Here is a 20,915-nt window from a genome sequence, read left to right as displayed (position 1 = left end):
TTGGCCCACCCCTCTTCATTGCTGTTGGCACGGGCAGTCGGCCAGTTCTCGAAGTTGGCGTTATTGCTGGTCACTGGCGGTTGCGGGTTGCGGTCTCAGGGGCCAACGGGCAACCGGCTCAGCGGCGGTGGGTGGAGGGCGATGGTGTTGTCACCGGCGAGATCACGCCGGGTTCAGCACTTCGCCGAAAGGTGACCACTGTGATCAGAAGGAACCGCCTGCGTGCCGCGGTCTGCTGCGCGCTGCTGGCGTCGACCGCGTCTGTGGGCATCGTCCAGGCCGGCCCCGCTACTGCGACTGTTGTCTCGCAGGTGCGGTTGGCCGCAGACCGGACGGCCGACGACGCCCTGCGCTGGTTTATGGACCGTCGCGGCAGCACGGCGTACGAAGGGCTGTGCGAGCGCGCGGTGCGACTGGCCTGGGACCGGTCCACGCGCCACCCGGACGCGCTGGACCACTGGTACAGCAGCGACGGTGCTCAGCACGCAGGAGACACCAATCCTCCCAAGGGCGCCTTCGTCTTCTGGAAGACCCGCAGCAGGCACGGCCACGTGGGCCTGGCCGACGGCCGGGGCGGCTACTGGTCGACCGGCGTCAACGGTGCCATCGACCACTTCACGTCGCTGTCGCGCTTCAGCAACTACCTCGGCTGGAAGGCCGGGGACAGCAACTGACCAGTCCGTCGACCAGCCCGAGCAAGCCGCTCACCACTTCCCGCAAGGAGATTCCCATGTCCGTCCGCCCCCTCCTCACCGGCCTCGCTGCCACGGTGTTTCTGACAGTCGTCCCTGCCGTGGCTCCCACCGCTGCCGCTGAGGCACCGATCCGGGTTACGGCATCTGCCGAGCCCTGCCCCTCCAACACCTTCTGCGTGCGCGACACGGCCGGCCGCTATGCGTACTACCGCAAGGGATCCGACGACGTCCGCGGCCAGGGACTGGAGGGCCCGGCTGTCTGGGCCTGGAACCGCACCCAGAGCACCTGGTGCATCTACAGCGGAACCAACGGCGGCGGTGACGACGCCAAGGTTGATCGCGGTGTCAAGGGCGTCACCACCATCTCCTTCTACTCACTCGGGTCTGCGTCGCTCGGCTTCTTCTGCTGAGCAGCGACGAACGGTAGGCCCCCGACATCCCAGCCGGTGTTCACCGTAGGACAAGACGGTCATCGACTCCTCGTGAGTCGGTGGCCGTCACCCGTGCTGATGGCCGCTCGTTGGATACGGCGGTCGGCCACGAAGGCAGCAGGGACAAAGGGGGAAGCTGTCATGACGGAGAACAGTGCCTCACCATCTGGAGCGGAGGACTCCGGAGCACCCAAGGGGGCGGTGTCCTTCGGCTCGGAACTGCGCTGCCTGCGCCGGACAAGGGGCCTGTCGCAGGCGAGCCTGGCGAAAATGCTATACACAGACAAGGGGACTATCAGCCGCTTGGAGAACGGGCTGCGGCGCCCGGATGAGGACTTCGCTCGCCGCTGTGACGCGGTACTGAAGGCAAACGGCGCGCTGCTGGCACTGGTCGCCCGTGCCCCTGAGCCCTGTCCCTACCCAGGACTCGCCCCGTTCCGGGCCGAGGACGCGCGGTGGTTTTTCGGCCGGGAGCGGGCACTGGCGGACCTGGTGTGTCTGTTGGGGGACGTGGGCTCTGAGGGGCACCCGGTGATGGTGATCGGTCCGTCCGGGGTAGGCAAGTCATCCCTTCTGCAAGCCGGACTCGCCCCCACCGTGGCTCAGGGCGTGCTACCCGGTCGTGTACCCGGTGAACCATCTGTCCTGTGCCTGACTCCCACTGCCGCGCCGTCGCGGCAATTGCGCGCTCATGAATCCGACCGACCGCTGGACAGCCATGCGCTGCTCGTCGTGGACCAGTTTGAGGAGTTGTTCACGCTCGCTCCGGATGAAGAGCGCGATGCCTTCGCTGACGAGCTGTGCCGTCTCGCGGCGGACGGCCTGCCGGTGGTCATCGGAATGCGCGCCGACTTCTACGGGCACTGTCTGACCCACTCCGGGCTGCGCAAGGCGCTGCGGGTCCGCTCTCTGCCGCTGGGGCCGATGAACCGCGACGAGCTGCGGCAGGCGATCACCAAGCCGGTCGCAACGGCTGGGCTGACTATGGAACCTGGCCTGGCGGAGGTGCTGCTGCGGGACCTGGGCAGCCCTACCTGCGAGGCTGGTGCCCTACCGCTGCTCTCTCACGCTCTGCGCGCGACCTGGCAACACCGCCAGGACGGAGTGCTGACTGTCGTGGGGTACGAGCGCACCGGCGGGGTGCACGGTGCCGTCGCCGCCACTGCCGAGCGTGCTTACGCCCGGCTGGCTCCCCAGGAACAGCAGACCGCACGCGCGGTGCTGCTGGATCTGGTGCGCATCGGAGAGGGTACCGACGACACCCGACGCCGAACCCAGCGCGGCGAGCTGGCAGCCGACGCCTGCGCCGAGACCGTGATCGAAGAGTTCACCCGCTCCCGACTGCTGACTGCCGACACCGAGCACGTCGAGATCAGTCATGAGGCACTGCTGCGCGCTTGGCCCCGGCTGCGGGAATGGATCGACGCCGACCGCGTCGGACTGCTGGTGAGCCAGCGGCTTACGGACGACGCCACAGCATGGAAGGCTGCGGGACGAGACGCCAGCCATCTCTACCGCGGGGCCCGACTCGCCGCAGCGGATGAGTGGCATGCTGGCCAGCCCGGCCGGGCCGGAGCGCTGGAGCGTGCCTTCCTCGCGGCAAGCCATCGCCACCTGCAGCGCGGCGTCCGGCGCGTGCGGCGATTCATCGCCGCCATGGCGGCGCTCGCGGCGACCGCTGTGGCCGCGGCCGCATTCGCTGTGGACGGCAAGCGCGAGGCCGACCGGCAGGCTGACCACGCGGACCTCGCTCAGCGGGGCGCGGTCGCCGCCCGGCTGAGCACGGAAGCCAACGCCGTACAACCGAGGGACCCCGCACTCGCGGCGCACCTGGCCCTAGCCGCGTACGGGACGGCGCGCAGCCCGCAGGCGCAAGGCGCGCTGACGGGCTTGTCCGCCCCGCCGTACGCCACCCGCTACATCACCCCCGGTCTGACCAAGGTGACCGCATGGGGCAGCAGCCCGGACGCACGGATTCTCGTCGAGGGAACCGCGGAAGGCGCCATCCGGGTGTGGGACACGAAAGGGAAGAGCTCGCACCGGCCGGTGACGGTGAAAAGGGTGAGCGGCACCGCGATCCTCCGGGTCACGGTGAGTGCCCACGGTGTACTCGCCGTCGCTGCGAACGGTGGACCGGTGCAGCTGTGGCAATTGCGCGACGGACACCTGCCGCTGCACATCCGTGATCTGACCGGGAATCAGAAGGATTACTGTGGGCTGGACTTCAACGCAGACGGCAGCCGACTCGCCGTTGGCGAATCCTCGGGGCGGCTGGCCTTGTGGAACACCTCGGATCCTACGCACCCGCGATCAATCAAGCGGTGGCGGCGGGGCAGCGACCATATCCTTGACTTGGATCTGAGCCGTGACGGCAGACGCCTGGCCACGGTGGAAGGCGACCACGAGGCCACGGTGTGGAACGTCACCGACCCCAAAGACCCTCAGCCTCATCTGATCCCGAAGCCAGCCGAACGACATGAGTTCAAGACCGTGGCACTCAGCCCCGACGGCCGCACTCTGGCCCTCGTGAACACCATGGCCACAATCCACCCCGTCCTGCTCGCCCGCGTCACACCGGACGGCAAGCCGGGAAAGCCGCGACGCCTCTACGACTCCGCCAGCACCGTGACTGATCTCGCCTTCAGTGCGGATGGGACCGCGCTGGCGGTGGGCGACGTTGACGCTCAGGTCCGGGTCTGGCACGTCCGCGGCCTGTGGCGCGATGGCGGCTGGGACACAGCCTGGCATCTGACACTGGACCAGCCCGACCAGATTGTCGGAGTAGGATTCGGCCCCGGCGCCAGGTCGCTCGCGGTCGGCATACACACCGGGGGCAGCCGCCGCTGGCACCCGCTCCCCCCATTGGACGGACACCGTGGGAGCATCACCGCACTCGAGACCAGCCCGGACCGCACCCTGGCACTCACCAGTAGCGATGACGGCACCGCGCGACTGTGGCGTCTGCCTGCCGCCAGGGTGCCGCGTCCACTGGCCAAGCCCCTCGGCTGCGAAGGACAGCCCCTCAACCGCGCTGCCTTCAGCCCGGACGGACGCACGGTCGCCCTCACCACGGACGCACCTGACCTTTTCGACCCGCACGATGAGTCGACCTGGGCCACCGTGTGCTTGTGGAACGTCTCTGACCCCAAGCACCCGAAGCCGCTCGGCAGGGGCCACGGGCACCGCGGGAACCACATCAACGACGTAGGGTTCAGCCCCGACAGCCGGACCCTGGTCACCGGAGCCAGCGGCAACAGCGCGGTCGTCGTGTGGGACATCTCCAACCCCTACGCCCCAAGGCCACGCACAGCCTGCCGCGTCTCGGGTGTGTCTTCGACTGTATTTCTCAGCAAGAGCGGCACTCTTGCCGTCGGCACCGCAGACACAGGAGTGCAACTGTGGGATGTCAGCGCCTCACGCAGATGCCGCTTCGTCAAAGGGCTCAAGGGCGCTCCGGGCGCGGCAAGCCTGGCCGTCGACAGCAACGGGCACATCCTTGCCGCAGGCTCCGCCGACCAGCGAATCTACCTATGGGATGTCGCGGATCCTGCTGCCCCCAAGCGCCTGCCCGCTCTCGACGGTCACAAGGGCACTGTCTGGCAGGTCGACCTCAGCCCTGATGGGGAACGCCTGCTGTCGACCAACGGAGTCTCCCCCGGGCCGACCCGAGTGTGGGACCTCCGCAACCCGCGTGCCCCGCGCCAGATCGCGAGCGTCGAAGGGACAACCGGCGTCGGCGCTTTTACCAAGGACATGCGCGGATTCTTGGTCGCTACCGGCGACTTCGCGCTCCGTCGCTGGAGCACCGACGTCAAGGCCACCGCAATGAGGCTTTGCCAGCGGACCGGCACACCATTGATCGCGCAAGAACACCTGCTGTATGACACCAAAGCCATCGGTACACCGTGCAATTGACTGGCTGCGGGGGCTTCGGAGGACAGGGCGGCGGGCTTTGCTCGCCGATCGATGATCATTTCCTCAGCGGACTCCTGTGGCTCCAGATTCTTGCCTGGAGCCAATCACTGAACCTAGCCGCTGCCCGTGATCACACGGAAGTGCTCGACCGGTGCTCATGAACACGTGGATATGCTCGCGAAACCGCGGAACCTAGACATCATCTAGGGCCCACGATTCTGCGAGCACTCCCGGGTCGTTGGCCAGCGGCATTGAGAGGCGTGAGCAGTGCTTGCTGGTGTAGTTGTCAGCGGTTGGTGAGCAATCGTGGGTTTGGAAGCGCTGAATGTGATTACGTTGAGTGAGGCGTTCAGCCGCCGGGGGGTCCTGGGACTTGTCGGCAGCCTTGAGGATCTCGGCTGCTTTGCTGCGGTCGAGCAGAGCCGCCCAGCCCGGCCCGACGCTGCGGGCCCAGGCGGGGACCTGGCGGGAGGCTCGGGCAATGTTCTAGTCCGTCATGACGCCCATGGTGGACTGGGGGTATGACAGCCGGGCTGTAGGGAGCACAGTCCCGTGAGCACTGGATCCTGTGGGGATGGGGCATTCCGCACGCGATGAGCGCTGCTCGTGGGCGAGGATCATGAGCAGAACGTCCCAGCAGGTTGCCATAGATAGTCACTCTGCGTAACGCCTATTGTCTTCGGCCCTCCGCCGTCGGGCGCGAGGGGGCGGGAGCGTATGGCGGGCGACTTGGGCGCGAGGCGGCCCTTTCATGGACTGAACGAGCGGCGGTGGAAAGACAATGATCCGGTCGATCCCCGGTTTCGCTAACCGGGGATCCGCTGCTATAGGTGGCAACGCGTGCGCTGCGGACAGCCCGACGGACGCGCTGGACGTGCTCGGGCTTCCGTCTCGATGCCAGCTCGTACGTGGCGAAACTAGGTGTCATCGCAGTAGACCGGCTACGGCACTCGGCAGGGCTGGGGCCATCGGTCGACTGAGTTGGGATGGTCCGATCTGCTCAGCATGTCAGGCGCATGGGGCGGAGGAGATCCGGGATGCCGCGAGGCTGGGTGCGAGGCCAAGTGGGGTGCAGGCTGGCACTTGGGGGTGCGGGACATGGAGGGTTTGGTGGAGCTACCGCTGGAAGGCGGTGGAGTTGTGCGGTTCGAGGCGGGGCCGGAGGCCAGTGGGCCGGTGAAGGCAGGACGGATCGGTGATGCGGTCCGTGAGCTGCCAAGCACGTTGCAGGAATACCTCGAGCCGGTGAGCAGGACAGCGCGGGCGGTGCTGGAGGCGGTCCAGAGGGCGGGACCGGACGGGGTGGAGGTGGAGTTCGGGGTGAAACTGTCGGCGCAGGCAGGCGCCGTGATCACCAAGAGCGGTGCGGAGACGCATCTGGTGGTCCGACTCCAGTGGCAGAGCAGCGCGCACAGCGCACCTGCGCTGAATGGCACCGGGTGAGGGCAGCGCACCATGGTGGCGGATGGCTTCCCCGGCCCGGAGCAACCGGCAGCGAGCGGCATCCCTTCTGGTGGTATGAGCCAGTCTGCTCTGCCCGGCGCAGTCGTTCAGATTGTCGCGCCTGATGGCACTGTGGCCGGTGCCGGCTTCCTGATCGAGGCGGCATTCGCTGTCACGTGTGCGCACGTCGTCCGCACCGCAGGTCAGGCTCCCGGTGGTTGGGTGAACATCGTTTTCCCGCATCTGCCCGGCGCGCCATCGGTACGGGCTCACATCATGCTCGGACAGTGGCGGGCACCGGAGGCGGAAGACGTTGCTGTCCTGCAACTGGAGCGGACGCCGCATGGGGCGAGAGCGCTGCCAGTAGGCTCGGCGGCGGGGTGCCGGGGGCACCGGGTGTCGTCGTTCGGATTCCCCACCCAGGGCCCGCTCGGTGGGCACTTCGGCTACGGCACTGCTGGTGACCTACTGCCGGGCGACAGCGAGGCGGGGGTGCTGCTTCAGTTGTCCGGGGCCAACGACCTGACGACCGGTTTCAGCGGCGGACCGGTCAGGGATGAGGTGACCGGTCTGGTCATCGGCATGGTCACCGCGATCACTTCCCCGGATCCTCACCTCAAAGGCTTGGAGATCGCCTACGCCACCCCCACCGAGGTTCTGCGACAGGTGCGGTCCCAGCTCACCGTGCACCGCCTGCGGCCCTACCGTGGCCTGGAGCCGTTCACTGCTGAAGACACTCGGTGGTTCCACGGCCGCGACGAGGCTGTGCAGAGCGTGCTGAACGAACTGAGCAGACAGCGGCGGCTGCTGCTCCTGCTGGGACCGTCCGGTGCGGGCAAATCTTCGCTGGTCCAGGCCGGCGTTCTGCCCGCCTTGGCCCGTGCGGCTGTCCCCGGCAGCGACCGCTGGCTGTCGCTGACTACCCGCCCAGGCCACAACCTCCCAGCTTCGCTGGAGCGGGCTGGCCTGTCTGGTGTCGCCACCGACGGCCTGCTGCCTGCCGTGGAACGCCGACTTGCGGCCGAACCCGCCTGTGACCGGCTGATCCTGGTCCTCGACCCGTTCGAGGAACTTCTCACCCAAACCACCTCTGTGGACGACCCCACGGCTGCTCAGTTACTGACCGCCACCAACGAACTGACAGCAGTCGTCGACGCGCACACCCCTCTGACTGTTGTCTTGGTGATGCGCGACGACTTCTACTCCCGCCTGGCCGTCGTGGCCCCACAATTGCTGAGCGCGGCAACCCCCGGCCTTCTCAACATCCCCTCCACGTTGAACACCACCGACCTCCGGGACATCATCACCCGCCCCGCCCAAGAAGCTGGCGCCTGCCTCGAGGACGGACTGCCCGAACGCATCATCAACGACGTCCTCACCACCTACCCCGCACAGCAGGCCCCAGTCACCCTTCTGCCGCCCCTGGAACTAGCCCTGAGCCAGCTCTGGGAACGCCTCGACGATGGTCGGCTCACCCATCACGCATACCAGGCCATTGGCAAGATCACAGGCAGCCTGACTGCCTGGTGCAATACCGCTCTGCGTCAACTGCCCAGCTCCCACCGTCCGATCGCGCAGCGGCTCCTCACCGCACTGGTGCGCCCTGCCGACGAAACCCACGCTATCCCGGCCACTCGCCAGCAGATCGCCCTTACGCGTCTGCGCGCACTCAGCGCTGAAGCCGGGCCGGATGCAGCGGATGAGACGCCCTTCGACGAGGTCGTGGCCACCCTGGCCCGCCACCGCGTCATCATCACCAGTACCCCGGTCCGGCCTGATGCCGCCAAGAGCCAGCCAATGGCGGAACTCGTCCACGAAGCCCTCATCCGCGACTGGGGCGACCTGCGCGACTGGGTCGCCCAAGACCAACGCTTCCACCTCTGGCTGAACCGCACCACAGAGCAGGCAGCGCGCCACGCCACAAGCAAACTGCAAGAAGACCTACTCGTCGGCAGCGCCCTCGCAGAGGCACTGGACTGGGCCCGACAGCGCTCCCTGCCAAACGACATCACCACGCTCCTGACAGTCAGCCGTAAACGGCAGCAGGCCGCGGCTCGCCGCACCCGGCGCATCAACACCGCCCTGGCAGGGCTGCTCATTCTCGCCCTGTGTATCGCGGGCGTGGCGTTGTGGCAGCGCCAGACCGCAGTCGACGCGCAGGACAGAGCACTGACGCAGTTGTCGAAGCAGCTGGCCACGCAGTCCAACAGTTTGATCGATACCGATCCAGACCTGGCATCTCTCCTTGCCGTCCAGGCTTACCGGACCAGCCCCACCGCTGAAGCCGCCGCCAGTTTGGAGGCGGCAGCAGCACTTCCCCTCCTGCACCGATTCGTCGGGCACACGGCTGTGTTCAGCCCTGACGGGAAGATCCTCGCCGTCGGCTACGGCGCTACGGTGCGGCTGTGGGACGCTGCCACTGGCAAGCTTCGCAAAACCCTCACAGGCCATACCTACCCTGTGGATGCGGTGGTGTTCAGCCCCGACGGCAAGATCGTCGCCACCGTCGGAGGTGGCTACGACTACACGGTGCGGCTGTGGGATGCCGCCACCGGCAAGCCCCGCAAGACGATCACCGGCTCTTTGGATGAGGCGGTGGTGTTCAGCCCTGACGGGAAGATCCTCGCCGTCGACTACGGCGATGCGGTGCGGCTGTGGGACGCTGCCACTGGCAAGCTCCGCAAAACCCTCACAGGCCATACCGAATCTGTAGTTGCAATGGTGTTCAGCCCCGACGGCAAGACCCTGGCTACTGGTAGCCAGGACGGTTCGGTGCGGCTGTGGGACGCTGCCAGCGGCAAGCCCCGCAAAACCCTCCTCACCGGCCGCCGCGGCGGGGTGATATCGGTGGTGTTCAGCCCCGACGGCAAGACCCTCGCCATCGACGATGAAAGGACGCTGCGGCTGAGGGACGCTGGTACCTGGGACCAGATCCAAGAATTCACCGGCCCCAGCGGCTCAGTGGATGCGGTGGTGTTCAGCCCCGACGGCAAGACCCTCGCCACGAGCGACGATGAGACGGTGCAGCTGCGGGATGCCGACACTGGCACAGTCCGCAAGCGCCTGGACCATCCTTCAAACGTGGATGTGGTGGCGTTTAGCCCCGACAGCGAGACCCTCGCCACCACCCAACGTGAGGATCAGACAGTGCGGCTGTGGGACGCCGTCACCGGCAAGCCCCGCAAAACCCTCACTGGCCACACCGACGCTGTGGATGCGGCGGCCTTCAGCCCAGACGGCAAGGCCATCGCCAGTTCCAGTTGGGATGGGACGGTGCGGCTGTGGGACGCCGCCACCGGCAAGCCCCGCGAAAACCTGCTCACTGGCCACATCAAATCTACGTGTGCGGTGGAGTTCAGCCCCGACGGCAAGACCCTCGCCGTCGCCGGGGGGAGGGCTGCGCGGCTATGGGACGCCGCCACCGGCGAGCTACGCAAAACCCTCACCGGCCACACCGACACTGTGTGTGGGGTGTCGTTCAGCCCCGACGGCAAAACCCTGGCCACCGGCAGCCGGGACGGCACGGTGCGGCTGTGGGATGCCGCCACCGGCAAGCCCCGCAAGACCTTCTTCACTGGCCACGACGACGGGGTTGTATCGGTGGCGTTCAGCCCCGACGGCAAGACCCTGGCCATCGGAGGCGGGGATGAGACGGTGCAGCTGCGGGACGCCGTCACCGGCAAGCTCCGCAAAACCCTCCCTAGCCGCGGCGAAGCCTACTCAGTCACACTTGCGGTGGCGTACAGTCCCGACGGTAGGATCCTCGCTGTCGGCGACGAGGGGAAGGTGCAGTTGTGGGACGCCGTCACCGGCAAACGGCTCAAGACTCTCATCGGCCACACCGGCTCGGTGAATGCGGTGGCGTTTAGCCCCGACGGCAAGACCCTTGCCACCGGCAGCGTTGACAAGTCGGTGCGGTTATGGAACGTTGCCTCCGGCTCGGCCTTTCGCGTACTTGTCGGCCACAACGAACGTGTGGAAGCGGTGGCGTTCAGTCCCGACGGCAAAACCTTCGCAGTTGCCGACCGTGGTGAGACGGTGCGACTGCGGAACGCGGCTACCGGGGACCCCCGTGAGGCTCTCCCTTACCCAGACGCAGATGTGGTGGTGTTCAGCCCCGACGGCAGAACTCTTGCGACTGGGGGGGGCATCGACAGCCCGGTATCGCTGTGGGCGCTGCGCGTTTTGAGCCCGAAAGAGGCTGAGGAAAAGATCTGCTCAGCTCTCTCGCGGAACTTCACAAAGGAAGAACGCTCTACATACCTACGAGGCCAGGACATCGCCCCAGTGTGCGCGTGAGGACGTGTGCACTCCCTGTACACCGCGACCGCCGTCCGCGACATCGCCATGCCGGCCCTGGCACTCTCAGTGGCTGTGCTTACCGCAAGTGGCCGTCAAGGTCCCCCCCCCGGCGGCCAATCGCTCACCAGGGAAGGGCAGCGCCTGATCGTCCTGCTGGACGAGTCCGGCGAGCCACACTAGGGGCTGTTCGGGGTTTGGATCATGTGGTTAAGGTGATGTGCTTCACCCACATGAGCGATGCTCTGAGGTGCAGTCTTGCCTCGTAGCTCTCGGGGGACTTGTCGTAGCGGGTGGCGAGTCCGCGCCAGGTCTTGATCTTCTGCAAGCAGCGCTCCACGGTGTTGCGCTGCCTGTAGCGGTGCGCGTCGAAGCCGACGGGCCGACCGCCGGCCGAGCCTTTCCTCCGACGGTTGGCGCCCTGGTCGTTCTTTTCCGGGATGACGGCGGTGATCCCGCGTCTGCGCAGGTAGGCGCGGTTGGCCTTGGACGAGTAGGCCTTGTCGGCGGCCACCGCCCCTGGCCGGGTGCGCGGGCGGCCCCTGGGACCTGCGACCCGGTCGAGTACCGCCCGCAACTGCGGGCAGTCCGCCGCCTGGCCCGGCGCCAGCACGAGCACCAGCGGCAGTCCCGCCGCATCGACCGCAGCGTGGACCTTGCTGCTCAGTCCGCCTCTTGACCTGCCGAGCCCGGCCGCCTCCGCCCGTGCCCGGCGCAGGCGCCGTGCCGCAGACCACTTCCGGTCCTCCTCCCCTGCGTCGCCCGCACCGGGTGCGGCCTGCGGCGCATCACCCGCAGAACGGGCCCCTGCTCCGCCAGCGGAACCCCCTTTTCCTCGGTCAGGGCCTGTTCGAGAGCGTCCAGCGTCTCCCCGGCGACCGCCAGGCCCGCCGATTCGTGATGGGCCCGCACGACCGTGGAATCCACACTGACCAGTTCCAGCCCGACCCACCCCCGTGCGGCCGCCTCGGCGATCAGGCCGTCCATCAGCGCCTGGAACACCCCGGCCTTCGACCAGGCGCTGAACCGTGAGTACACCGTGGACCAAGGCCCGTAGCGCTCCGGGACATCACGCCAGCCGCCGCCCGTACGGAACCTCCACAACACCCCGTTGAACTGGTCCCGCACCCGCCGCGGCAACGGACCCGTCGCCGCCACCAGCAGACGAGCCTCGACCAACGCCCACTCGGCATCCGTCACATCAAAACGCGCCACACGCGACTTCTACCAGCCCAGACCAGCACATCACCAAGCATCAAGAAGATCCGAACTCCGAACAGCTCCTAGGAGGGGTGAGCCGGTCGGTCGGGCAGTGACCAGCTCCATGCGGTCGTGGACGAGTTCGCGCACCGCAGGTAGGCGCTACTGCTGCCGTCGATGGTGTCGTCAGCGACGCTGTCCTGGACGTCGATGCCGTCGTCGCCGTTATTTCCGCTCAGGACATCGGTGGCCGCTGTGGTCGAGGAGAGTGTCGGTGCCGTTGCCGCCACTAATGGTGTCCTTGGCGGCCAGGCCGCAGATGACGTCGCCGCCATTGGCATTGGTCACCGTGTAAGCGGCAGGTGCGGAGTCGGCGAGTGTGGTGGTGTTTGTTGGTACCAGTCGCACGGCGGTGCCGCTGGTCATCCCGAGGTAACACGCCGAGCGTGGCGCCTGAGGTCCCGGGTGCCCCCCCGGCAGGCCAGCCCACGATCGGCACTCCGGACACGAGGAGTTGCGGCTCCAGGCGGCTCTCGTAGACGACCTTGCCGCCCGTCGCAGCCGAGGCGTAGCCGCCCGAGTAGTGCGCCATTCGCGTACCGGACGAACCCGGCGCCACGGGTCCGACTCGTCGAAGTCCCTCAACCACAGCAGCTTGAAGGGGACGTCGCGAGTCGAACCGACGGCGTCCCTAATCGACGCCGTAGGAGCGTCGTGCTTACTGCGGCCCTTTCTTGGGCGCTGTACGGCCGTACGGGAATGGTACGACGGGCGCGCACCACCCAAACCGGAAGATCATTAACAGTTGACAACTGGCCGCTACTGAACGTTACCGTTGCCCATGATCACGCGGAAGTGCTCGCGAATCTGCGGAACCTAGACAGGGAGAGCGCGCTGTCGCCGGGGATCTCCCACAGGCGTCTGTCCGAGCTCAGCGACCGCCGGACCTCTCTCCCCCGGCGCAGTGCCCCGGCCGTAGGGAAATGGCATCAACTCCCCTGCCCTACCACCGCATTGGGCGGTTCGCTGCCGCCGCCGGGACATGCACGGTCCTACGATGGAGCGGCGCGGTCCCGGGTGGGGCCACCGGCACGGCCGCAGCCGGGACCGCGCCCTGACCATCACGCTCACGAGGCGGACAGCCCATGGGCCAGGCTGGTCCGGCGGGCCGTGCCGTGCTCGGCTCGCGCCTGCCCGGGACACGCCCCTCGATCCACGCCACCACCAGCCCCGACCGGCGCGGCCACGCATCGCGCGGAGAGCGGCTGGTGGTCGCCTTCTGGCCGTCGCAGTCCAACGCCGTGGCGGGCGTCCGCATCCGCGGTGATGCGGCACCGGTTCGATGAGTCCCCTCCGGACGACTGTCAGTACCGACGCGTACGTTGGAGTGATGAGCTGGGACGTGTTCATCATGCGGTTTCCGCCCGAGGCCAAGACCATCGACGAGATCCCCCAGGGGTGGGAGCCGCCGAGTGTCGGCACCGGCCGTCAGGTACGCGCGGTCCTCACCGAGGTGCTGCCGGGCATCGTGTTCGCGCAGGACGGGTAGGGCGACTACGAAGGGCCGGGTTTCTCCATCGGCAGCCCGCCCAGGGCGGCGGATGACACGCCGGTCGACGGAGTCTCCCTGTTCGTGCACGGTGACAGCGACGCGGCAGCGCACGCGGCCCTCGCGGTCGCCGACGCCTTGAACGCCCGGGCCTACTGCCCCGCTGCGGGAGGCTTCCTCACCCCGGATGACGCGCAGTCGGCCTTCGCCACCTGGCGCGCCTACCGCGATCACGTCCTGCGGGCAGAGCCCAGTTGACAGGCCCGCTCCACGCAGCCAGACAGAGCGCCACCGCGTCCCGCGGCCGCAGGCCTTCGCCGACATGCTGGCTGTCTCCGGCCCCTGCCTCATCCGGCTCTGCCCCGTCCGCCCAGGCCGTCAAGGGCCTGAGCGCAGCCCCCTTCCACTGGAGAGGATCACCTCCATGCCCCTGCCGGATCCAGGCAATGAGCTCTCACTCGTCCTGCGCACGCACTTCGGCGACGGCCAGGCCTGGGAACAGCTCCAGGCCGCGCTCCTGGCCGCGGACCCCGACCGCTTCATCCACGCCGTCTGTGTCAGCGATCCCCGCTACACCGCGGCGGACATCCCCTCACTCGTCCGGGAAGAGGCAGCCGCCCCGGAAAGCCAGCAGATCTATCACGTGTTCATCGCCGACGAAGCCGCGCTGGCCCACCCCGAGTATCCACTCCTGGCCGTAGACCTGTCAGACGAGCCCGGACGGTACTTCCGCCTGCCCGCCCAGTGGTTTCCCAACGTCGCGGTCAACCTCAACATCTCCAACATGAGCTTCGCTGACTTCGCGAGCACAGCCGACCACACGGGCGGAACGTTTCGCGGCTTCGCCGACGACTGAAGCCGTGCGCGCCGGGACCCGGGAACCGGCCATGGCAGGGGCGGCGGCCAGGCTTACCGCCCCTGCCCTACCGCAGGTTGGGCGCGCGGGTGAGCCCAATGCGGCATGGCCCGGCGAGAGAGGGCGCAGCAGGCGTTCCGCCTCGGCGGTCTGGGTCGGATGGACCTGGGCGACGGCCGCGGCCTCGTGGTGAAGGTCGCCCAGCAGAGCCGCCTCTCGGCAGGGGCTAATCCCGGAGCCAGGCTCCGTTGGCCCATCAGCAATACGTCGGGGCGAGAGCAGGCGTTTCCGGCGCGGGCGTCGGCGCCTCTGCGAATGTGCAGCGCAGACGTCCACTTCCACGCCACGGTGTCGGTGGTCGCCGCCACGCGGCCTGGATGACCTTGCGGGCTCCTCCGGCAACGGCATCAACAGCGACCGCTCAACATCGAAGTGCTCATCGATGGTCCGCGGCCGCGAACCGGTCCGGCGCCGTCCGTCGTGCAGATCCCACTGGTCGACCACTTCGTTCAGCTCGGCCAGCGAGTCGGCCTCGGGCACCGGAGTGAAGTGGTTGCGGCGTAAGTAGGCGATCTGCCCCTCCACCACGCCCTTCTCGTGGGCGCCCTCGATGCTTGGTCCGCAGTAGAAGCTCTCAATCCCGATCTTCCTGGGTTCAGGAAATCTCAAGGTTCAGTAGCGCGAACTCAGGGGCTGGAAGGTGGTTCTGCTGCGTCGAGTGGGCCGGTTGCCGCAGTGAACGGTAGTGGGCGACGGGCCTGGGCTCGGCTCACATGGAGAACGGCTGGGCGTCAGCCCATGACGCGATCCGGCGGCATCTGCGCGAGACTGTGGGATGCCTACTTCCAGAGCGCTTGCAGCCTCCGACGAGATACGTGCGTATCTCGTCGATCAGTTGAATTTCGCCCTGCGTCGTCCCGGGATGTACGGGAGGGAGTCGGAGCTGGCCTTGCGCATGCTGATGGATCACTTGCTGTTCGTGGAGTGCCAGCGCGAGGCATTGGCCGAGCAGCAGCGTGTCTGGGATGAGCGCGGCGCCTGGTCCAGCGCCGGCGTCGCAGGCGTGTTCCGCGATCTGATCCCGGACCGCTATTACGAGTACGGCGTTGCCTCGGTGTATGCCGAGTTCGCGCACCGCCGCGGCTGGCTCAAGCCGGACCGCGTACTGGACCGTGCCGAACACGCAGTCCTGGAGGGTGAGGTCCGCCAGTGGGCGGGCGAGGACCGCGTGTGGTCGGACGTCGTCGACGAGTTCGGTACCCCGTCCATGCTGTTCGGCAGTGACAACCCCTACTACGGCAAGACCCTCGGCTATCTGACTGAGAACCCGGAGGAACCGATGGTGTCCTTTCACCTCTGGAACGGCAGTGCTCCGGGAGCCGAGCAATCATGGCCACCTGCGCACGAAGAACCCCTCCTGCTTGCGGTGCGCTTCGGAACGGGGCCCTTTCGCCAGACCTTCACCTTCACACCGGAGGGCCGGCGAAGGCTCCCTGCGGGGTAAAACTCAAGATCAGCGGGTGTTCGGTCCCTGCTTCGCTTCCGATTCGGCCACTGCGCTGGTGTAACGGAGGCTGGCCCTGGCGCCGAGGAAGAAGACGTGCGCGACGTGGAGGGGTCCGCGCCGTTGGCAAGGGCTTCTGCAAGGATGCGGTCCTGCCTCAGCTGGTCGACGCCCACGGGCAATTCCTTGACCAGCCTGTCCCTCCAGAACGTCCCCGGCCGGTCTCCGGGCACACGTCCAACGTCGCAGTCCCGGCCGGGATCTTGTGGTCGGTGAGGAACGGCGGGCCACAGGGCGGTGATCTGCTTCTCGGCCAGGGCTTTGGTGCGGTCGGGCGGTGCAGGCCGCCGCTCGATGCCGATCGTCGGGTCGCCGTCGATCCAGCCCTGGCGCTACCACCAGCCGATCGCCATGTGCGCGATGGACAGCTCCCGGTTGACGGTGTCGGCGTCCATCTCGTCCGCCCGCGCCGCCGCCAGCTCGGCCAGCGCTTCCGGCAGCGCCGGGTCGTCGGTAGCGGCAACGGGGGAGGCGGGCGGCTTCGCGCCGCGGCGAGCGGGAATGGTCGGCGCGGGTTCGTTGGCGAGCATCCACCTCCACGTCGTCATGTTCTTCCTCGACGAGCTCGCAGCGGTCGCCCGGGAGGGGATCACGACGGTGCGGCTGCTGGTCTCACCGGCCGTCGTAGGCGGCGCGCGCTTCAGGGGCCGCGTCCGCTGGGGGACGAGCGGGGGGCGGCTGTGGCACGCGGGCGAAGCCGGTTCGGTAGGCGAGGGCGACGAGTTGGGCGCGGTGGTGGGCACCGAGTTTGTGCATGATGCGCTGGACGAAAGTGCGGACGGTCAGCGGACTGACGTACAAGCGCTCGGCGATCTCGTCGTTGGTGAGCCCCTCTGCCGCGCAGAGGAGGACTTCCTGTTCGCGGGGGGTGAGGCTGTCCATCTCGCGGGGGGTGGCGTGGGGGCGGTCAGGGCGGCAGGCGGCGAGGTAGCGAGTGACCACGACGTGGGTGGCCAAGGGGGAAAGCACCATGTCGCCGGCCGCGACGGTGCGGATGGCGGCGAGGAACTCGGCGGGGCCGACGCCTTTGCCGAGGAAACCGCTGACGCCAGCGCGCAGAGCCCGGGTGATGTAGTCGTCCGTTTCGAAGGTGGTCAGGATCAGGACGCGGGTGCCGGAAAGCTGGGGATCGGCGGTGATCTGCGCGGCCGCGGACAGCCCGTCCCGGCCTGGCATGCGGATGTCCATGACCACAACGTCCGGTGCGGTGGTGCGGGTCAGCTGGACAGCCTGGTCGCCGTCGGCCGCGGTGGCGATGACCTCTAGATCGTCGGTGGCGTCAATGAGGACCTGGAAGGTTGCGGCGAGGAGTGCCTGGTCGTCGGTGAGCAGCACGCGGATGGTCACAAGGTGTCCTCGTCGTGGGCGGACAGGCGGCCTGGCGGCGCGAGGGTGGGAAGCTCGGCCCTCACCTCGAAACCGGTGTCGTCGCGGGGGCGGGCGTGCAGGTGTCCTCCGGCTGCCTGGGCGCGCTCGTGCATGCCGATGAGGCCGTATCCGGCGGCGCCGCGGACCTGTACGGGCGGGCCGTCGTCGGTGACCGTCAGGGTCAGCAGGTCGTCGGTGTAGTGCAGGTGGACGGCGGCCGTCGTGGTCAGTGCGTGTTTGGAGACGTTGGTGAGTGCCTCTTGCGTGATGCGGTAGGCGGTGAGGTCGACACCGGGTGACAGCGGCTGCTCGGTGCCGTCCTGGGTGAGGGTGACAGTGAGGCCGACGTGGTCGAACGAGGCGATCAGGTCCGGCAGTCGCGCCAGTCCGGGGACGGGCTCTCTCGAAGGGCCGGAGGGTTCGTCGCGTTCGCGCAGCAGTCCCACCGTCGATCTCAGTTCGCCAAGGGCCGAGTTGAGGGTGGCGGTGAGGTGGTGCATGACCTGCTGCGCCTTGTGGGGACGGCTGGCCAGCAGGTAGTCGGCGGTGGCGGCCTGGGCGTGGGCGAGCGTGATGTGGTGGGCCACGACGTCGTGCAGTTCGCGGGCGATACGCATCCGTTCGGCGCCCACGCGTCGGCGGGCCTCTTCCTCGCGGGTGCGCAGCGCCATCTCCGCGCGTGCCTCCACCGCGGTGACGTAGTCGCGGCGGCTGCGCAGGGAGTCGGCCACGGCGGGGGCTACGAGGATGAAGGCGGCAAGGCCCACCTGTTCGGGTCGCAGCTGCGGGCCGCCCGGCGGCCACAGCGCGGAGGCGGCGAGCAGGGTCAGGGCGGAGGTGGCGGTGTAGCGGGCGACGGTGCGGCTGTCGGTGTGCCAGGCCAGTGAGGCGAGCGCCGCCATGACGGGGCCGGTGAGGGTGGAGCCGAACTCGTAGCCCAAGGCGGGACCCATGGCGCCGAGGACGGCGGTGCACGCGGTGGTGGTGATCACGGTCAGGCGCGGGCGGCTGCGGCGCGCCAGCAGCGCCGCGCAGGCCAGGGCGGCGACGGTGGCGGCGGTCGGCGGCGGCCAGCGCACGATGCGAGGCGGCTGCGCCATGGTGGTGGAGAGCACCGCGAGGGCGCACAGGGCGGCCGCCGTCGCGGCGTCGAAAGCTCTGGGGTGGCGGCGGGCCCACGACCGGATGTCGGCGATCACAGGTCCTCCTTCACGGGTGTGCTTGACGGTTGTCGGCTGTCGGCTGTCGGCTGTCGGCTGTCGGCTGTGGACGATCGGGGCGGACGGACCCCAGTGCGTGCGGGGGCGCCCCGGAGGCCCGCGGATGGGCGGGCGCTCCGTGGCGGCGGTGGGTCAGGCGATCACCGATTCCTCCTGTGACGAGGGCGCCGCCGGGGCGGGGTGCTCGGCCGCGAGGGTGCGCGTGAGCTTCTCGCCTTCGATGTCCAGGTCGGGCAGTAGTCGGTCCAGCCACCTGGGCAGTCGCCACGCTGTCTGTCCCAGGAGCGCGAGAGCGGCCGGGACGATGGTCATGCGGACGATGAACGCGTCGAAGAAGACGGCGGCGGCCAGTCCAAGGCCGAGCATCTTGATCATGGGGTCGGTCATGCCGATGAATCCGGCGAAGACGGCGATCATGATGACGGCGGCGGCCACGACGACACGGGCGCTGTGACGGAATCCGGTGACGATGGCCCGCGTTGGCGATTCTCCGTGGACGTGGGCTTCGCGGATGCGGGTCACGAGGAAGACCTCGTAGTCCATGGCCAGGCCGAAGACCACGCCGATCAGGAAGATCGGCATCATGCTCATCACCGGTCCGGTCTGGGAGACGCCGAGCAGGTCGGCGAGCCAGCCCCACTGGAAGACCGCGACGATCACGCCGAACGCCGCGGCGACTGAGAGCAGGAAGCCGAGGGCTGCCTTGAGCGGGACGAGCACCGAACGGAAGACGATCATCAGGAGCAGAACGGCGAGTCCCACCACCACCGCGAGGTAGGGGATGAGGGCGGCGGTGACCTTGTTCGAGACGTCGATGTTCATCGCGGTCTGCCCGGTCACCCACATGGAGGCGCCGGAGGTGGACTTCAGGTCGGTGGCCTCGGAGCGGATCGTCTTGACGAGGTCCTTGGTCGCACTGGCGCTGGGGCCGGTCCTTGGCACGGCGGCGATGGTCGCGGTGTCGCCGGCCTTGTTGAAGGTGGCCGGTGAGACGTCCACGACGCCGTCGGTGGCGGTCAGGGCCGTGCGGGCCCGCGCGGCGGCGGCCTGAGCGTCGTCGGCGCCCTTGGCGTCGACGACGATGGTCAGGGGCCCGTTGAAGCCGGGGCCGAAGCCGTCGGCGAGGGCATCGTAGGCGCGGCGCTGGGTGGTCGAGGTGGGCTGCGCCTCGTCGCCGGGCAGGCTGAGCCGCAGATCCAGGGCCGGGATGGCGACGACGCCGAGGCCCGCCACGCTCAGCAGCAGCGTCGCCAGGGGCCGGCGGATGACGAAGCGCGCCCACCGCCTTCCCGCGGGCTCCTTCCCGGGCCCGGGCGCGGGCGTGGGTGCGATGGCGGTGCGGCGCCGGGTGCGGGGCAGGACGGCCTGGGGGAAGAACCCGAGCAGGGCGGGCAGCAGTGTCAGGGCGACGAGCACGGCGATGACGACGGTTCCGGCGGCGGCCAGCCCCATGTCGGTCAGCATCGGCACGCCGGCCACGGACAGCCCGGCCAGCGCGATGACGACGGTGGCACCGGCGAAGACGACGGCGGATCCGGCGGTGCCCACCGCCCGGCCCGCGGCCTCTTCCGGAGTATGGCCCTCGTCCCGTTCCGCGCGGTAGCGGGAGACGATGAACAGGGCGTAGTCGATGCCCACGGCCAGGCCCAGCATCAGGGCCAGGGTGATCGTCGTGGTGGACATGCCCGCGGCGATGATGGCGCAGACTCCCGCGCCAAGGCCGATCAGCGCGGTGATCAGGGGAAGTCCGGCGGCGACCAGCGCGCGGAAGGTGATGAACAGCACCAGCGCGGCGACAGCGATGCCGATCAGTTCGGTGACGCCGCCGAGTTCAGGACCGCCGTCGACGGCCGAGCCCCCGACCTCCACCGTCAGGCCCGCCGTACGGCCGTCCTCGACGGCGTCCATGAGCTCGGCGGACGTGGCCTCGCTGAGGTCGTCGCTGGAGACGGCGTAGGTGACGGTCGCGAACGCGGTGGTGGCGTCCTTGCTGACGGCTTCCGGAGCGAAGGGGCTCGAGGCGTCCTTCACCTGCGCGCCACGCGCGATGGTGTCCACGACCTTCTCGACGGCCGCCCGGTTCTCACGGGCGGTCACCTTCTGCCCGTTGGGCGCGGCGAAGACGATCCGCGCGTCCGCGCCCTCCGCGTTGTCCCCGGGGAAGCGCTCGTCGAGCAGGTCGAACGCCTTCTGCGACTCGGTGCCCGGTATGGAGAACCCGTCCTCCTCGGCGGCCGGGGCGCTGAGAGCAGCGAAGGAGCAGGCCGCCAGGATCGCCACCCACAGGAGAACGAAGTAGCGGCGTCGCCGGAAGGACATCCGGCCGAGCCGATAGAGCAAGGAAGCCATGACGAGGCACTCCAGTCGAAGAGGAA

15 protein-coding genes and 1 pseudogene are annotated in these 20,915 nt (G+C 68.5%); 10 read left to right on the top strand and 6 right to left on the bottom strand.

What is annotated here, in order from left to right; all coding sequences use genetic code 11:
- Positions 1-200: 200 nt before the first annotated feature.
- From AC07A4_RS18655 to AC07A4_RS18635, 5 genes are all read left to right on the top strand, one after another.
- The gene (locus tag AC07A4_RS18655) at positions 201-674 is read left to right on the top strand and encodes a hypothetical protein (protein ID WP_478599664.1); all 474 of its coding nucleotides are present in this window, start codon (positions 201-203) and stop codon (positions 672-674) included.
- 56 nt (positions 675-730) lie between these two features.
- Positions 731-1,105, top strand: coding sequence for a peptidase inhibitor family I36 protein (locus tag AC07A4_RS18650; protein WP_478599662.1), 375 nt, complete (start codon positions 731-733; stop codon positions 1,103-1,105).
- A gap of 162 nt (positions 1,106-1,267) precedes the next feature.
- Positions 1,268-5,041, top strand: coding sequence for an nSTAND1 domain-containing NTPase (locus AC07A4_RS18645; RefSeq protein WP_478599659.1), 3,774 nt, complete (start codon positions 1,268-1,270; stop codon positions 5,039-5,041).
- Between the two features lie 1,098 nt (positions 5,042-6,139).
- Positions 6,140-6,484 carry a CU044_2847 family protein gene (locus AC07A4_RS18640; protein WP_478599657.1) on the top strand — a complete coding sequence of 115 codons (345 nt, stop codon included), beginning with the start codon at positions 6,140-6,142 and terminating at the stop codon, positions 6,482-6,484.
- Positions 6,485-6,559: 75 nt separating this feature from the next.
- Complete coding sequence (locus AC07A4_RS18635) at positions 6,560-10,783, top strand: nSTAND1 domain-containing NTPase (RefSeq protein WP_478599655.1); 4,224 nt, start codon at positions 6,560-6,562, stop codon at positions 10,781-10,783.
- Positions 10,784-10,985: 202 nt separating this feature from the next.
- Here AC07A4_RS18635 and AC07A4_RS18630 read toward each other — a convergent pair.
- A pseudogene (locus AC07A4_RS18630) lies at positions 10,986-11,998 on the bottom strand (IS5 family transposase).
- A 210-nt stretch (positions 11,999-12,208) separates the two neighbouring features.
- On the bottom strand, positions 12,209-12,331 hold the full coding sequence (locus AC07A4_RS18625) for a hypothetical protein (protein WP_478599653.1): 123 nt from the start codon (positions 12,329-12,331) through the stop codon (positions 12,209-12,211).
- Positions 12,332-13,128: 797 nt separating this feature from the next.
- On the opposite strand from AC07A4_RS18625, the gene AC07A4_RS18620 reads away from it, so the two are divergent.
- The 5 genes from AC07A4_RS18620 to AC07A4_RS18600 all read left to right on the top strand — a co-directional run bounded on the left by AC07A4_RS18620 (position 13,129) and on the right by AC07A4_RS18600 (position 15,892).
- Positions 13,129-13,329 carry a hypothetical protein gene (locus tag AC07A4_RS18620; protein ID WP_478599650.1) on the top strand — a complete coding sequence of 67 codons (201 nt, stop codon included), beginning with the start codon at positions 13,129-13,131 and terminating at the stop codon, positions 13,327-13,329.
- Positions 13,330-13,373: 44 nt separating this feature from the next.
- Entirely contained in the window at positions 13,374-13,532 is a 159-nt protein-coding gene (locus AC07A4_RS18615; RefSeq protein ID WP_478599648.1) for a hypothetical protein, read from the top strand.
- An 84-nt stretch (positions 13,533-13,616) separates the two neighbouring features.
- A complete protein-coding gene (locus AC07A4_RS18610) occupies positions 13,617-13,790 on the top strand; it encodes a hypothetical protein (protein ID WP_478599645.1) in 174 nt (57 codons plus the stop codon).
- Between the two features lie 166 nt (positions 13,791-13,956).
- Positions 13,957-14,388, top strand: a complete 432-nt coding sequence (locus AC07A4_RS18605) for a DUF6924 domain-containing protein (protein ID WP_478599643.1) — start codon at positions 13,957-13,959, stop codon at positions 14,386-14,388.
- Between the two features lie 835 nt (positions 14,389-15,223).
- Positions 15,224-15,892, top strand: coding sequence for a hypothetical protein (locus AC07A4_RS18600; RefSeq protein ID WP_478599640.1), 669 nt, complete (start codon positions 15,224-15,226; stop codon positions 15,890-15,892).
- A gap of 392 nt (positions 15,893-16,284) precedes the next feature.
- Here AC07A4_RS18600 and AC07A4_RS18595 read toward each other — a convergent pair whose 3' ends face one another.
- From AC07A4_RS18595 to AC07A4_RS18580, 4 genes are all read right to left on the bottom strand, one after another.
- Positions 16,285-16,500, bottom strand: coding sequence for a hypothetical protein (locus AC07A4_RS18595; protein ID WP_478599637.1), 216 nt, complete (start codon positions 16,498-16,500; stop codon positions 16,285-16,287).
- 64 nt (positions 16,501-16,564) lie between these two features.
- A complete protein-coding gene (locus AC07A4_RS18590; RefSeq protein ID WP_478599635.1) occupies positions 16,565-17,299 on the bottom strand; it encodes a response regulator transcription factor in 735 nt (244 codons plus the stop codon).
- On the bottom strand, positions 17,296-18,519 hold the full coding sequence (locus tag AC07A4_RS18585) for a sensor histidine kinase (RefSeq protein ID WP_478599632.1): 1,224 nt from the start codon (positions 18,517-18,519) through the stop codon (positions 17,296-17,298). The genes AC07A4_RS18590 and AC07A4_RS18585 overlap by 4 nt, the downstream gene beginning before the upstream one ends.
- A gap of 153 nt (positions 18,520-18,672) precedes the next feature.
- A complete protein-coding gene (locus AC07A4_RS18580; RefSeq protein WP_478599629.1) occupies positions 18,673-20,889 on the bottom strand; it encodes an MMPL family transporter in 2,217 nt (738 codons plus the stop codon).
- Positions 20,890-20,915: the final 26 nt, after the last annotated feature.

The organism is Streptomyces sp. NPDC043996 (assembly GCF_056435225.1).
This window is presented reverse-complemented; position numbering and strand designations above follow the sequence as displayed.